At 65.8% G+C, this 14,158-nt stretch carries 10 protein-coding genes and 1 pseudogene; 7 read left to right on the forward strand and 4 right to left on the reverse strand.

Annotation, left to right across the window (positions count from 1 at the left end; translation table 11 throughout):
- The 3 genes from AC1DYI_RS13640 to AC1DYI_RS13650 form a co-directional block, all read right to left on the reverse strand.
- Positions 1-892, reverse strand: an 892-nt coding sequence (locus AC1DYI_RS13640) for a carbohydrate ABC transporter permease (RefSeq protein WP_477204661.1), incomplete at its 3' end; no start/stop codon positions are given.
- Positions 889-1,791 carry a carbohydrate ABC transporter permease gene (locus AC1DYI_RS13645; protein ID WP_477204662.1) on the reverse strand — a complete coding sequence of 301 codons (903 nt, stop codon included), beginning with the start codon at positions 1,789-1,791 and terminating at the stop codon, positions 889-891. The genes AC1DYI_RS13645 and AC1DYI_RS13640, both read right to left, overlap by 4 nt.
- Before the next feature lie 101 nt (positions 1,792-1,892).
- Positions 1,893-3,167 carry an ABC transporter substrate-binding protein gene (locus AC1DYI_RS13650; protein WP_477204670.1) on the reverse strand — a complete coding sequence of 425 codons (1,275 nt, stop codon included), beginning with the start codon at positions 3,165-3,167 and terminating at the stop codon, positions 1,893-1,895.
- 367 nt (positions 3,168-3,534) lie between these two features.
- On the opposite strand from AC1DYI_RS13650, the gene AC1DYI_RS13655 reads away from it, so the two are divergent.
- Positions 3,535-4,569 carry a LacI family DNA-binding transcriptional regulator gene (locus AC1DYI_RS13655; RefSeq protein WP_477204663.1) on the forward strand — a complete coding sequence of 345 codons (1,035 nt, stop codon included), beginning with the start codon at positions 3,535-3,537 and terminating at the stop codon, positions 4,567-4,569.
- 48 nt (positions 4,570-4,617) lie between these two features.
- Positions 4,618-5,601 (forward strand): dihydroxyacetone kinase subunit DhaK, encoded by a 984-nt coding sequence (gene dhaK, locus AC1DYI_RS13660; protein WP_477204664.1) that lies wholly within the window; start codon positions 4,618-4,620, stop codon positions 5,599-5,601.
- Here the strand turns inward: dhaK and AC1DYI_RS13665 are convergent.
- A complete protein-coding gene (locus tag AC1DYI_RS13665) occupies positions 5,587-7,695 on the reverse strand; it encodes a methyl-accepting chemotaxis protein (protein ID WP_477204665.1) in 2,109 nt (702 codons plus the stop codon). The genes dhaK and AC1DYI_RS13665 overlap by 15 nt on opposite strands.
- A gap of 65 nt (positions 7,696-7,760) precedes the next feature.
- On the opposite strand from AC1DYI_RS13665, the gene AC1DYI_RS13670 reads away from it, so the two are divergent.
- The 5 genes and pseudogenes from AC1DYI_RS13670 to AC1DYI_RS13690 all read left to right on the forward strand — a co-directional run.
- A complete protein-coding gene (locus AC1DYI_RS13670) occupies positions 7,761-8,723 on the forward strand; it encodes a porin (protein WP_477204666.1) in 963 nt (320 codons plus the stop codon).
- Positions 8,724-8,864: 141 nt separating this feature from the next.
- Positions 8,865-10,280 (forward strand): pyruvate kinase, encoded by a 1,416-nt coding sequence (gene pyk, locus AC1DYI_RS13675; RefSeq protein WP_477204667.1) that lies wholly within the window; start codon positions 8,865-8,867, stop codon positions 10,278-10,280.
- 342 nt (positions 10,281-10,622) lie between these two features.
- The gene (locus tag AC1DYI_RS13680) at positions 10,623-11,657 is read left to right on the forward strand and encodes an aspartyl protease family protein (RefSeq protein WP_477204668.1); all 1,035 of its coding nucleotides are present in this window, start codon (positions 10,623-10,625) and stop codon (positions 11,655-11,657) included.
- A gap of 308 nt (positions 11,658-11,965) precedes the next feature.
- Complete coding sequence (locus AC1DYI_RS13685; RefSeq protein ID WP_477204669.1) at positions 11,966-13,183, forward strand: choice-of-anchor Q domain-containing protein; 1,218 nt, start codon at positions 11,966-11,968, stop codon at positions 13,181-13,183.
- 60 nt (positions 13,184-13,243) lie between these two features.
- Positions 13,244-14,158 (forward strand): annotated as a pseudogene (locus tag AC1DYI_RS13690) (hypothetical protein); the annotation flags it as partial.

Below are 14,158 nucleotides of genomic sequence, written 5' to 3' on the forward strand. Positions count from 1 at the left end.
CGGTGAACAGCAGCACCGGCAGCAGGAACAGCGTGGTGCCGGCGGCCATCGCGGGCCAGTCGAGACCGCCCTCGCCGATGATGGTCGGGATGAACGGCGGCGAGGTCTGCGCAGTGCCGCTGGTCAGCAGCAGTGCGAAGGCGTATTCGTTCCAGGCAAAGATCAGGCAGAAGATCGCGGTGGTCGCGATGCCGGTGGCCGCTTGCGGCAGCACGACCTTGATGAAGGCCTGCCAGCGGGTGTAGCCATCGACCATCGCGGCTTCCTCGTACTCACGCGGAATCTCGTCCATGAAGCCCTTGAGCAGCCAGACCGAGAGCGACAGGTTGACCACCGTGTACAGCAGGATCAGGCCGACGTGCGTGTCGTTCAGCCCGACGTTGCGGAACATCAGGTAGATCGGAATCGCAATGGCGATCGGCGGCATCATCCGTGTCGAGAGGATGAAGAACAGCAGGTCGTCCTTGCCGGGCACCCGAAAGCGCGAGAAGGCGTAGGCCGCGAGCGTGCCCAACACAACCGACAGCAGCGTCGAGCCGAAGCCGATCAGCAGCGAGTTGGTGTAGCGGTCGACGAAGCGCGACGGGCCGGCCAAGATCATCTGCTGCTCGCGCACCAGGCCTTCGTACCAGGTGGTGGCCGGTGGCAGCGCGGCGAGCTCTTCAGCCGAGACGCGTGAGCGGGTCGTGAACAGGTTGACGTAGCCGATCAGCGACTGCTCGGTCACCACCTTGGGCGGGTAGGCGATCGCGTCCTGCGGCGTGCGAAAGCTCGTCATGAAGATCCAGACCAGCGGGATCAGCGAGACGATGGCGTAGCCGATCACTGCGATGCCGGCGAACCACTTGGAACGCGCGCTCGGCTCCAATGCACTGTTAGGAACGGATTTCATCGCTGCTTCACTTTCTCGAGGAAGCGCACGGCGACCAGCGACAGCCCGTAGATCGACACGAACATGATGATCGCCAGGGCCGAGGCGTAGCCGGTGCGCCATTTCTCGAACGCCTCACGCTTGAGGTGGATCGAGGCGAGCTCGGTCACCGAGCCGGGGCCGCCATTGGTGAGCTGGTCCACCAGGTCGAACATCTTGAAGTTCTCGATCGTGCGGAACAGCAGCGCGAGGATGATGAAAGGCATCACCATCGGCAGCGTGATGCGCCAGAACTTGGTCCAGGCCGAGGCGCGGTCGATCTCGGCGGCTTCGTACAGATAAGGCGGGATCGAACGCAGGCCGGCCAACAGCAGCAACATCACGTAGGGCGTCCACATCCACGTGTCGACCAGCACGATCGCCCACGGCGAGAGCTGCGTGTCCCCCAGCATCGTGAAGGTGCCGGGTCCACCGAAGAAGTTGACGATGTAGTTGAAGATGCCGTACTGCGGCTCGAAGAAATACTTCCAGAAGGTGCCGACCACCGCAGGCGCCAGCATCATCGGCAGCAGGATCGCCGTGCTCCAGAAGCTGTGGGTCTTGAAGCGCCGGTTCAGCAGCAGCGCGAGGCCAAAACCGAGCAGCAGCTGCAGCGCGATCGACGAGACCAGGAAGTGCGCGGTGGCCTGGAAGTTGTCCCAGATCGCCGGGTCGTTGAGCACCCGCTGGTAGTTGCTGATGCCGACCCACAGCGTGTCGGCGTTCGGCCGGTTGGCGCGGTAGTTCGTCAGCGACAGGTAGATGGTCCACAACAGCGGGAAGATGTTGAAGGCCAGCAGCAGCACGATCGTCGGGCCGACGAACAGCCAGGCCAGTGCGCGGTCCGACAGGCCTTGACGGCCGAAGAGCGAGGTCTTCATGGCTTGCTCCGCGGGGCGGGAAGGCCGGAGGGCCTCGCCCTCCGACCCCCGCGACCCCGCCGTGGGTGGGACTTGCACCCACTGCGCGATCGCTTCGGGTTTCACTTCAGCTTCCCGTCTTCCTTGAACACTTCTTCCCAGTCCTTCTCGAGCGCGTCGAGTGCGGATTGGGGCGTCCCCTTGCCGGCCACCACGTAGTCGTGCACGCGGTTCTGCATCGCCAGCAGCAGCTGCGCATAGCTCGGCTCGGCCCAGAAGTCCTTGACGACCTTCATCGAGTCCTGGAACACCTGGGCGTACGACGTGCTGGTCGAGAAGCCCGGCTGGTTCAAGATCGCGTTCAGGCAGGTGAAGCCGCCACCTTCCCACCACTTCTGCTGAATGGCCGGCTGGGCGAACCACTTCATGTACTCGAGGGCCAGGTCCTTCTTGTCCGAGTACTTGACGACCGAGATGCCCTGCCCGCCCAGCTGGGCGAACTGCTTGTCGCCCTTGGGGATCGGGAAGAAGCCGGTCTTCTCGCCGCCGACCTGCGGGTCCTTCGAGATGCCCGGGAAGAAGGCGATGAAGTTCATCTGCATCGCCACCTGGCCCGACTTGTACGAGTCCAGGTCTTCCGTCATGTAGGCGTTGGAGTGCCCAGGCGGCGTGCAGCAGTCGTACAGATCCTTGTAGAACTTGAGCCCCTTGACGGCGCCGGCGCCGTTGATGAAGCCTTTCATGTCGTACGGCTTCTTCGGGTTGTCGTACTCCATGCCGTAGGCGTACATCGCGTTGGTCGCGCCCATCGTGATGCCTTCGGAACCGCGCTCGGTGTAGAGCGCCGCGCCGTAGACCTTCTTGCCGTCGATCACGCGGCCCTGGAAGAACTGGCCGATCTGCTTGAACTCGTCCCAGGTCTTGGGTGGTGCCAGTTCATGGCCGGTCTTCTGCTTGAACTCGGCCTTCAGCTCGGGGCGGTTGAACCAGTCCTTGCGGTAGGTGAAGGCCACCGCATCGCCCATCGCGGGCAGCGCCCAGTAGTTCTTCGTGCCCTTCGGCCAGGTCGAGTAACCCTCGACGGTGGCCGGCGCGAAGTCGGTCATCTTGATGGCGTTCTTGTCGAAGAACTCGTTGAGCTTGACGTAGTGCCCTTCGGTGGCCGCCGAGCCGATCCACTGGCTGTCGCCGATCAGCAGATCGCACAACTTGCCCTTGGAGTTCAGCTCGTTGAGCATGCGCTGCGCGAAGTTCGGCCAAGGCACGAACTCGTACTTCATCGCGATGCCGGTCTTGGCCGTGAAGTCCTTCGACAACTCGACCAGCGCGTTGGCCGGATCCCAAGCCGCCCAGCACAGCGTCAGTTGCTTCTGCTGCGCTTGCGCGGCGCCGCTCATCAGCGTGGCCGCCGCGAACGCGCTGGCGGTGACGACCAGCTTGCCCTTGTTGAAGCTCATCCTCAGTCTCCTGTTTGATTGACCCGCGGCCGCACGCCGCACGCATGGGACGGGGCTCGGCACGCCGCCGGCCTCGACTCGGGGCCCGCCCGCACGATTGATGGGCAACGACCTTGGATCGAACTCTAGTCACATCAGAAAATAAATCACTCAATGAAAACCCTAAATCAATCACGTCAGCTTTGACGGGCTGCCGCCGGGTCTTCGCCGGTGCGCCAAGGGCCGCTCGCCATGCTGCTTGGCCCCGCCGCCCGATTCGGCGACACTCCGATGGATTTAGTTTTTGGCTTCTTTTCGGCCACGCCCCATGTCGAACCCGGTCACCATCACCAAAATCGCCGAGACCGCCGGGGTCAGCACCGCCACCGTCGATCGGGTGTTKAACAACCGGCCCGGCGTCAACCCCGTCACCGTGCGCAAGGTGCGCGAAGCGATGGCGGCCCTGGGCGGCGGCGCCCCGATCCGCGGAAGGCCGCGCTCCACCTCCAGCTACCGCTTCGCCTTCGTGCTGCCGGCCGCGCGGCTGGGCTTCTTCGATCTGGTGGACCGGGTCGTCGCACAGACCGCCGGCGAGTTCCGCCACCAGCACATCACCGAGGTCACGCACCGCCTGCCGGTGACCGATGCGAATGCCTTTGCCACCGAGCTGGCCAAGCTGTCGGACCTGGACGGCGTGGCGCTGCTGGCGCCCGACCTGCCGCCGGTCAAGCTGGCGATCAACGAGCTGGTGCGCGGCGGTGTGCACGTGGTGACCCTGTTCTCCGACGTGCCCGGTTCGCTGCGCGAGACGGCAATCGGGGCCGACAACCGCGCCGCCGGCCGCACGGCCGGTCTGCTGCTGGGCCGCTCGCTGCCGCGCAACGCGCCGTCTCTGTGCGCGCTGATGTCACCGGCCACGCGCTACGCGGCCGAGATCGACCGCCGCATCGGCTTCCAGCAGGTGCTCGAAGAGCGCTTTCCGCAGGCCAAACCCTGGCGCCTCTTCGAGGTGCCCGAATCGGAAGACGAGGCCTACGAGTACGCCCGCGAGGCGCTGTCGCCCGAGGCCACCGGCGGCCGGCTCGATGCGCTGTACAACGTGGGCCCGTGCAGCTTCGGCATCGCCCGCGCGCTGGCCGAGCATGGCTACGGCCACGACCTGATGTTCGTCACGCACGACCTGCTCGAGGTGCACCGCTCGATGCTGCTGTCAGGCAGCCTGAGCTATGTGCTGCACCAGGACGTGCAGTACGCGGTCACCGCCGCAAGCCGCGTGCTGCGCGCGCTGTGCGACGGCGTGCGCGGCGCACTGGCCATCAGCAACCCGCGCGTCGAGATCCTCACCGCTGAAAATCTCGCGTGACAGTCAACACACCCCGAACCACAATGGGGTGAAGGACGGCTATTGGCGATGAAGAAGTTCATCAACGCGCCCGAAGACTTGGTGCAAGACAGCACCGCCGGTTTGGTCATGGCCCATGGAGACCTGCTGGCGCTGAACGAGTCGCCGCTGTTCGTCCACCGCCGGACACCCAAGCAGGGCCGCGTCGCGCTGATCTCCGGCGGCGGCTCGGGCCATGAGCCGCTGCACACCGGCTACGTGGGCCTCGGCATGCTCGATGCGGCCTGCCCTGGGCAAGTCTTCACTGCCCCCACGCCAGCCCAGATCGTCGCAGCCGCACAGCGTGTCGAGTCCGGCCAGGGCGTCTTGATGATCATCAAGAACTACGCCGGCGACATCGCCAGCTTCCAGATGGCCAGCGACATGCTCGAGGTCGAGTGCGCCACGGTGCTGGTCAACGACGACGTGGCGGTCGAGCAGTCCACCCACACCACCGGGCGGCGCGGCGTCGCCGGCACCTTGATCGTCGAGAAGATGATCGGCGCCGCGGCCGAAGCCGGCGCCAACCTCTACGAGTGCAAGGCGCTCGGCGCACGCGTCAACGCCAACACCGCCTCGATGGGTGTCGCGTTGACGAGCTGCACGGTGCCCGAAGAAGCCGCCCCGACCTTCGACATCGGCGCCTGCGAGATGGAGGTCGGCGTCGGCATCCACGGCGAKCCGGGCCGGTACCGCCGCCCGGTGATGCCGGCCGATGACATCGTGGCGCTGCTGCTCGACCCGATCCTCAAGGACCTGGGCCTGGAAGCGGGTCGCTCAGTGCTGCTGCACGTCAACGGCCTGGGCGGCACGCCGCTGATCGAATTGCATCTGCTGACCCGCATCGCGACGCTGCGGCTGCAGGCCGAAGGCTTGCACGTCAAGCGCTGGCTGGTCGGCAACCACACCACCTCGCTCGAGATGGCCGGTGCATCGCTCACGCTGACGGCCCTCGACGATGAGCTGACGTCACTGTGGGATGCACCGGTGCACACGCCGTCATTGCGCTGGTGAAGCAACTGGTTCCAGGCGGAACCGCGCGATCGAGTCCACTAACGCAGCGGCCTGGCCCATCAGGCTGTCGGCCGCGGCAGCCGACTGCTCAACCAACGCCGCGTTCTGCTGCGTCATGCGGTCCAGCGTGGCCACCGACTCGTTGATGTGACCCAGCCCGTCGGACTGCTCGCCAGTGCTGGCGGTGATGGTTCGCAGCGACTCGTTGACGCAGTGCACGCCGGCCAGGATCTCCTGCATGCGCGCGCTGGCGGCATCGGCCAGTTTCGAGCCGGCACTCACCTCGGTCACGCTGCCAGCGATCAGGTCCTTGATCTCCTTGGCCGCGGCGGCCGAGCGCTGAGCAAGGCTGCGCACCTCGCCCGCCACCACGGCGAAACCGCGGCCGCTATCTCCGGCGCGCGCCGCCTCCACTGCCGCATTCAGCGCGAGGATGTTGGTCTGGAACGCAATGCCGTCGATCACGCCGGTGATCTCGGCAATGCGCTGGCTGCTGGCCGAGATGCTGCCCATCTTCGCCACCACATCGCGCATCGCCGCGCCACCGCGTTCGGCCGCCTCTGAGGTGTCGCGGGCCAAGCCGTCGGCAGTTCGCGTCGCCTGGGCCGCCTCCCGCACATTGCCATAGACCTGCTCCATCGCCGCGGTGGTTTGCTGCAGACGCGCCGCGGTCTCTTCGGTGCGCCGGCTCAGATCCAGGTTGCCGCCCGCGATCTCTGACGACGCCAACGAAATCGCGTCGGCCGATGAACGCACCGCCCCCAGCATCTCGATGAAGCGCAACCGCAAGCGCTCGACAGCGCTCATCATGCTGCCGATCTCGTCGTTGCCGCCGACGGCAACAGGCACCGACAGATCACCACCGGCCACACGTTCGAGCGACTCGGTCAGACCGTGCAGCGGCTGCCCCACCCAACGGCGGATCAGCGCGTATTGGCCGGCACACAACGCGAGCGCCGCCACGCCGAACAGCGCCATGAAAGGCAGCAGCGTGGCCCATTGCTGCTGCATCGCCTCGCCGGTGGAGACCTCGCCGACGACGATCCAGCCGGTGCCCTGGCTGGGCCGTGCGACGGCAAAGCGGTCGCTGGCCGACGGCTGCAACACCGGACGAAAACCATTCAGCTCGGCGCCGGGTGCGGTTGAACGCAAACCCGCCAACAACTCCGCGGCGCCAGAGGAGGCGTCCGACAGCATGCGGCCACGCAAGGCAGAGGGCAACATCAGCGTCGCCCGGGTCGCGTCACCGCCACGCGGATCGAGCACATACACGCCCCCGCTGTCGAAGAAGCGGGTGCCCGCCACCATCTGCTCCAGCGAGCGGTCGAACTCGGTCAGGTCAAAGGCCACGAACAAGGCGCCGACCACCTGCTGCTGCAGGTCGTGGACCGGCTGCAACCGGGTGATGAACGAACGGCCATAAAGGGTGGCGCGCCCGACGTAGGGCTGGTGGCGCAACAGCGCGGCATAGGCCGGGTGCGCAGCGTCCACCTCCATGCCCATCGCACGCTCGCCTTTCGCGTCTTTCATCGACGTGCTGGCCGTGACGAAGCCCTGGCCGCGCTTCATCAGCACCGCCGCCGAGCCGCCGGTGAACTCGGTGAACTTGTCGCAGGGGTTGTGGTAGTCGTTCAGCGCGATGCCCAACTGCAGCAGGCGGCCATTGGCCTCGTCGAGCGTGAAGTTCTTGCCGAACTGGTCGCCGAAGACCTTGAAGAACCGTTCGACCAGCAGCTTGGCCGTCTGGTCGTAGGCGTCCATCGCCTGCGCGACGGCTTCGACCTTCGCGTCGACCCAGGACACGGTGCGCTCCTGCGCCCGCTTGCTGAGCATGACCGCCATCACGGCGCAGATGCAGGCCAGCACGGCCAACAGAAACCCCCCCCCGAAGACGGTGATGCGGCGGGCCACGCTGTCGCGGCGGGTGGTGGTCGGGTTCGATGGCATGGGCGTGTCTCCTGTGGCCTGGAGGCGGCTCCGAACCCCGTGCTCGGGCGGCCTCACCAGCGCTTTCGGTCTGATGTCATTTTTCTTTAGTTGATGTTTTACGATTGATTTATTATCATCACGCCGCACCAACACATTGACACACATGGTGTTATCGCTCAGACGGTGTTGGGGTTGCTGTACTTAACCAAATCAGTCCGGAGACATCTTTGATGAAGAAGCAGGTGATGGTGGGGGTGATGGGCCTTGGCGCCCTGGCGGGCTCCGCGTGGGCCCAGTCGTCGGTGACGGTGTTCGGCTTCATCGAAGCCCAGGTCGGTCGCCAGACGCACGACGCGCCGGACACCAAGGTGTTCGACATGGGCGGCAGCCGCCTGGGCTTCAAAGGCGACGAAGACCTGGGCGGCGGCACCAAGGCCTCGTTCTATCTGGAGCACCGACTCAACCCGGACGACGGCACCGTCGGCGGCGGCGCGACCTTCTGGAAGGGTGGGTCGTGGGTGGGCCTGAGCAACGACAAGCTCGGCGCCGTGAAGATCGGTCGCTGGTGGACGCAGGCCTTCCTGAAGTCGCAGTACGCGGCCGATCCGTTCGGCATGGGCACGCTCGGCGAAGGCACCTACGGCTCGGTCGGCTGCGGGCCCGGCTTCTCTGGCGGTTGCCTGGGCGCCTTCTGGCTCAACAACTCGGTCAGCTACGAGCACTCGGTCGGCGGCTTCAGCTTCGGCGCGCAGGTGGCCGAGACCCCGACTGGCGGCAGCGACCGCCCGGCCAACATCGGCCTGAGCTACGGCGCCGGGCCGCTGTACATCGGCGCCGGCTACGAGAAGTCCAACGACGGCAGCTCGGACGAAGACTGGGCGACCTTCGCCGCCAACTACGACTTCGGCGTGGTCAAGCTGTACGGCGGTTATGGCTCGGGCCACGACGCTGCGAAGGTCAGCCGCAAGAACCTGCTGGTCGGCTTCAGCGCCCCCGTCGGCGCGGGCGCCATCATCGGCTCCTACGACATGCAGGACCAGGGCGGCACGCGCGTCGAACAGCTCGTCTCGCTGGGCTACAAGTACAACTTTTCGGCCCGCACCAACGTCTTCGCCATCGTCGCCAACGACAGCAAGGCGCCCAGCGGCACCAACAAGGGTGGCTACGCATTGGGCATGTTCCACAGCTTCTGAAACCGTGACGCGGCGCTTCCCGCGGCAACGCGGGGGCGCCGCTCCAACGCAACGGAATGGCTGGGGGGCTGCGTTGGTTGGCGCTGCGTGCGAGCGCATGCGGCGCCCTTTTCCATGGCCCCGCCGAGACGACTGGACACCATGAACCGCAATCGCAAGGCGAAGATCGTTGCCACGCTGGGGCCAGCGAGCTCCGATCACGCCACGGTGCGCCAACTGTTCGATGCCGGGGCCGACGTCTTTCGGCTCAACTTCAGCCACGGCACGCATGACCAGCACGCCCAACGGCTCGAAGCCATCCGGCGCGTCGAGCGCGAGACAGGCCGGCCGATCGCTGTGCTGCTCGACCTGCAAGGCCCGAAGCTGCGAATCGGCGCGCTGGCGAACGGCCCAGTTCAACTGACCGTCGGTGCCGCCTACCGCCTCGACCTCGACCCCGCGCCTGGCGATGCACGGCGCGCGCCCCTGCCCCACCCCGAGATCTTTGCCGCACTGCAGGTGGGCACCGATCTGCTGATCGACGACGGCAAGCTGCGCCTGCGAGTGATGGACTGCGGACCAGACTTTGCCGACACCGTGGTGGTGGTCGGCGGCACCTTGTCCGAGCGCAAGGGTGTCAACGTGCCTTCGGTGCTGCTGCCGATCTCGGCGATGACACCCAAGGACCACGCCGACCTCGCCTTCGGGCTCAGCCTGGGTGTCGACTGGGTCGCCCTGTCCTTCGTCCAGCGCGCTGAGGACCTGCACGAGGTCAAGGCCATCGTCCAGGGCCGTGCGGCCGTGCTCGCCAAGCTCGAGAAGCCGGCCGCGATCGATGCGCTCGATGCCATCGTCGAGGCGGCCGATGCCATCATGGTGGCCCGTGGTGACCTCGGCGTCGAACTGCCGGCCGAGCAGGTGCCTGCTATCCAGAAGCGCATCGTGCGGGCTTGCCGGGCCGCGGGCAAGCCTGTCGTCGTCGCCACGCAGATGCTCGAATCGATGATCACCTCGCCGGTGCCGACGCGCGCCGAAGCTTCCGACGTGGCCAACGCGGTGTACGACGGTGCCGACGCGGTGATGCTGTCGGCCGAATCCGCGTCTGGCCAGTACCCGCGCGAAGCGGTGGCGATGATGGACCGCATCATTGCCGAGGTCGAAGCGGACCCGAACTACCGCATCGGCATCGATGCGTCGCACACCGCCCCGCGCTCGGCCGTGGGCGACGCCATCTGCCTGGCGCTGCGCCAGACCGCAGGGCTGCTGCCGGTGGCCGCGATGGTGACCTACACCCGCTCCGGCACCACCAGCCTGCGCGCGGCGCGTGAACGGCCTTTGGCTTCCGTGCTGAGCATCACGCCGGAACAGGCGGTCGCTCGCCGCCTGGCCCTGGTGTGGGGTGTGCATTCGGTGCACGCCAGTGAAGCCATCATCGACGTGCCCGACATGGTCGCCAAGGCTTGYGCCACAGCCCGCCAAGAGTCCTGTGCAGGCCCCGGCGATTTCGTCGTCATCGCCTCCGGCATGCCCTTCGGCGTGGCGGGCACCACCAACTTTCTGCACATCGCGAAAGCCTAAGCGTTGCGTTCGTGCGCCAATGCAGGCACGCGAACCGCAACCGGCCACCCCTTGCCGGTCAGCCCGATTTCAAGCCTCGCAAACGTGGGGATTGAATCGGCAGCCGGTGGTCGCCACATCGGTGGTCATGAACCTCAGTTGGAAGCGCCCACTCGTCTACCTGCTGGCGCCCATCCTGATCTTTCTGTGCTTCGTCGGCTTCCCACCGCCATTTGCGCCGCCCGCGAGAACCCGCCCCGCACAAGAGCAATCGGTGCCTGACAAGGAACGCAAAGCCGTCCGCAAGTAGCCGTCTTTGCCGAGCTCAGAGAAAATGCCCCTGAGGGACAACGGAGGGGTAGCTTGAGCAAGACCACACAAACGCGCCGCGTGGCGCACGCCGCATTGGCCACGCTGGCGCTGCTGGTCACCCTGCCGGCGGATGCGAAGTGCCGCTACTCGAAGTTCGCCGCGCTGCAGCTCGACACCAGCGAGCGCTCACCGCACGTTGACGGGTCGGTCAACGGCCAGCCGATCACGGTGCTGCTCGATACCGGTGCCATGAGCACGTCTCTGATGCGCCCGATGACCGAGCGCCTGGAGTTGCCGCTGTCGCACACCGACGGCAGGTCTTTCGGCATCGGCGGAGACTCCGAGGAGTACCACGCCAGTGTCAAAGAGTTCGGCCTCGGGCCCGCGCGGTGGAAGAACATTCGCATGGCCGTGACTTGGGATGTCCAGAGCAGCAGCTTCGACGCGCTGGTGGGCGCGAACTACCTGCTGCAAAACGACATCGAGCTGCTGCTGCAGGACAAGCTCCTCCACTTCTTCAAGCCGGAGGACTGCAAGGACACCTTTCTCGGCTACTGGGACCCCGACGCGACCGTGTTGCCGATGCTCGAATTGCGCAGCGGCGACCTGCGGGCCGAAGTCATGATCCAAGTCAACGGCCAGCCGGTGCGTGCGCTGATCGATACCGGGGCGCAGTCCAGCTTCATCGACGAGAAGACTGCCGCCAAGCTGGGCGTGCAAAGGCCCACCGACGGCAGCGCCGACGGCAGGGGCGCCGTCGGCATCGGTGCGCGCAAGGTGGCGACCTGGGTGGGCCGCTTCGACTCCGTGGCGATCGGGCCCGAGGTGATCCAGCACACCAGGCTGACCGTGATGGACATGTGGGGCGCCGCCCGCCGCGATCTCGGCTACTGGGGCTCGGAATCGCTGGAAAACGCACCCCAGATGATCCTCGGTGCGGACTTCCTCACCTCCCACCGCGTGCTGCTCGCGATGAGCCAGCGTAAGGTCTACCTGAGCTACCTTGGTGGTCCGGTGTTTGCCACGAGCGCCGGCAAGCCGGCCGCCACACCGGCAGCGCCAGAGGCTCCCGCCTCCGCGCCGTGAGATCTCTTCAGCGACGCGCCACGGGCACGTAGAGCCACTCCCGCCGCTCGGGCGATGGGGTTGCGCGCAGGGTCGGTGTCGCCGCCGTGAGGCGAGCTGATGTCACCTGCCCGTCACCGTCTCGCCCGCCTCAAACCGGCAACAGCTGTCAAGAATGCCGCGCCGGAGCCCCGTCCGGCCAGGACGCGTCGCAAGTCCATTCCGGGACTGCCAGCCGTGCCATCAATGGACCGCATGCACTCGAGGTGACCGGCGACGACGCCACTGTCCCTCGCACATCGAATGAGAACCTTCTGAAGGATTCAAATATGAACAGTCAAATCAAGCCTATCACTGCGTTCGGATCCAGGCTTCTGATCTGCGCCGCAGCAGCCGCCTCGTTCACCACCTGCGCAGTTGCCGATACCGGCGTCTCGGACCAGATCGATTCAACGCGTTTCAACGTCAACAGTGATGAGGCCGCGTACGGCTCCTCAAGTCTGTACCACCTCTACGTTTCGACCACGGGCTCTGATTCAGGTACGGGCAGCGAAACCGATCCGTTCAGGACCATTCAGAAGGCGTCGAGTGTCGCGAAGCCCTCCACCACGATTCACGTGGCGGCAGGGACGTACAACGGCAATGTCGTCACCAATGCCTCGGGCACAGCGGACGGCAGGATCATCTTCTTGTACAAGGGAAAGCCGAAGTGGGGCGCCAAGATTGTCGGGAMAGGTACCGAAGTCATGTGGACCAACAACGGCAGCTACGTCGACATCATCGGCTTCGATGTCACCGGGCCCGGCCGCTTGGGGATCTTGAACTACGGGTCGCACACGACGATTGCCCACAGTCATGTGCACAACCTGGCCGTATCGGGCGGTTGCACTGGCAACGGCGGCTCAGGGATCTTGAACGGCAGCTACAGCGCCTCGGACAACGACATCATCAGCAACGTCGTCCACGACATCGGTCAGCTCGGCGCATGCAATCAGGTGCAGGGGATCTATCACTCGAATCTGCGCGGCCACGTCTTCAACAACATTGTCTACCGCGCCTCCTCGTGGGGAATTCATCTCTGGCACGCGGCCAACAACGTGGTGGTCGCCAACAACACGGTGTTCGCGAACGGATCGGCCACCATGGGCGGCGGGATGGTCATTGGCGCGGGAGACAGCCCCGGTGGCATCGTGCTCGACTACACCAAGGTCATCAACAACATCCTCTACAACAACCCGAATGTCGGCTTCATGGAGTACTGCAATGATGGCGACGACTGCATCGGTTCGCACAACACGATTGCCCACAACCTCGTCAAGGGAAGCGCTCGACCCATCATCATGAGGGTTGGTGTCGACGTCGACACCATCGCGGAGGATCCCTTGTTCAAGGATTACCAGGCCGACGGATCCGGAAACTACCGCCTGAGGAAGGACTCCCCAGCGGTTGACAAGGGAACGGCCGACTCGGCGCCGACCCAAGACATCAACAAGGTGGTGCGGCCGCGCGGCGCCGGGTTCGACATCGGGGCCTACGAAAGCCACTGAGTAGTCGGCTTCGTCAGGTAACCTGACGCATCCCCTTCGCCATGAAGTGAAAGGATGCCGATGCAGGTGCAGGTGTCGTTTGCCTCCGTTGGGCTCACGTGCCTCGTTGCGCTGGCAGCGTGCTCCACGGCGCCGGTTTCGGCGCCTGCCCCACGCGCCAACCCACCCACCGATTGCCATGCCTGGGTGGGCGCCGACCGCAACGCTGAACTGCCGGGTTATCTGTTGCCGCAGCCGAGTGGCGCGACCCAGTGCGTGCCACTGCTGCTGACGGCGAACAAGCCGCCGGCGGGTTACCACGGTGATTTCTACGTCGACGAATTCACCGATGCGAAGCTGAAGACGCGTTGGGCCGCCTGCAAGGTGGATGYGGCCTGCTTCCAGCGGATCGACGAGCAGATGCAGCGCTGGTTGCCGCCGAACAAGGCGCGGGCCACGCGCGTCACCGGGCTGGTCGACCCGGTCGGCAAGATCGAGCCCGACGGTGCCGTAGACCTGCGGCAGATCCGCAAGCCTGGCTTCTTCGCCAAGCCGCCATACGCCGAAGCGGTGGCCGAGGCCGACGGGCGCACGCACGTGGTCGAGTTCACGGTGCCGCGCGATCCGCTGGAGCGGCTGGCGCTGAACCTGCAAGGCGACATCAAGCTGCGCGGCTGGTATGTCGAAGGTGCCGGCGTCGCCGATGGGCGTGGCGGCCGCACCCGCGCGCTCGTCATCATGAGCCCGGGCGGCAGCGGGCAGTTGACGGCGATTCAGCACCCAGCCGACGCGGCCATCACCATCGACCCGGCCACGCGCCGCGCCGAACCAGTGCGCTACCCCAATGCCACGACCGAGGGCATCGGCATGCGCATGTGGCGCGATCATCTCTACGCGTTGAACCGAGCCGGCTTCGACGTGCTGGCTTATGACCGCCGTGGCGAGGGCCTTTCAGGCGGCTACAGCGACACCAACACGCTCGAACAAGGCGAAGAC

This window comes from Ideonella sp. P3_A4 (genome assembly GCF_056403075.1).

What these genes read in the sequence shown, in the direction of transcription:
- AC1DYI_RS13645 (WP_477204662.1), bottom strand. Translation starts at nt 1,791, where the DNA reads ATGAAGACCTCGCTCTTCGGCCGTCAAGGCCTGTCGGACCGCGCACTG.
- AC1DYI_RS13650 (WP_477204670.1), bottom strand. Translation starts at nt 3,167, where the DNA reads ATGAGCGGCGCCGCGCAAGCGCAGCAGAAGCAACTGACGCTGTGCTGG.
- AC1DYI_RS13665 (WP_477204665.1), bottom strand. Translation starts at nt 7,695, where the DNA reads ATGTGTGTCAATGTGTTGGTGCGGCGTGATGATAATAAATCAATCGTA.
- AC1DYI_RS13670 (WP_477204666.1), top strand. Translation starts at nt 7,761, where the DNA reads ATGAAGAAGCAGGTGATGGTGGGGGTGATGGGCCTTGGCGCCCTGGCG.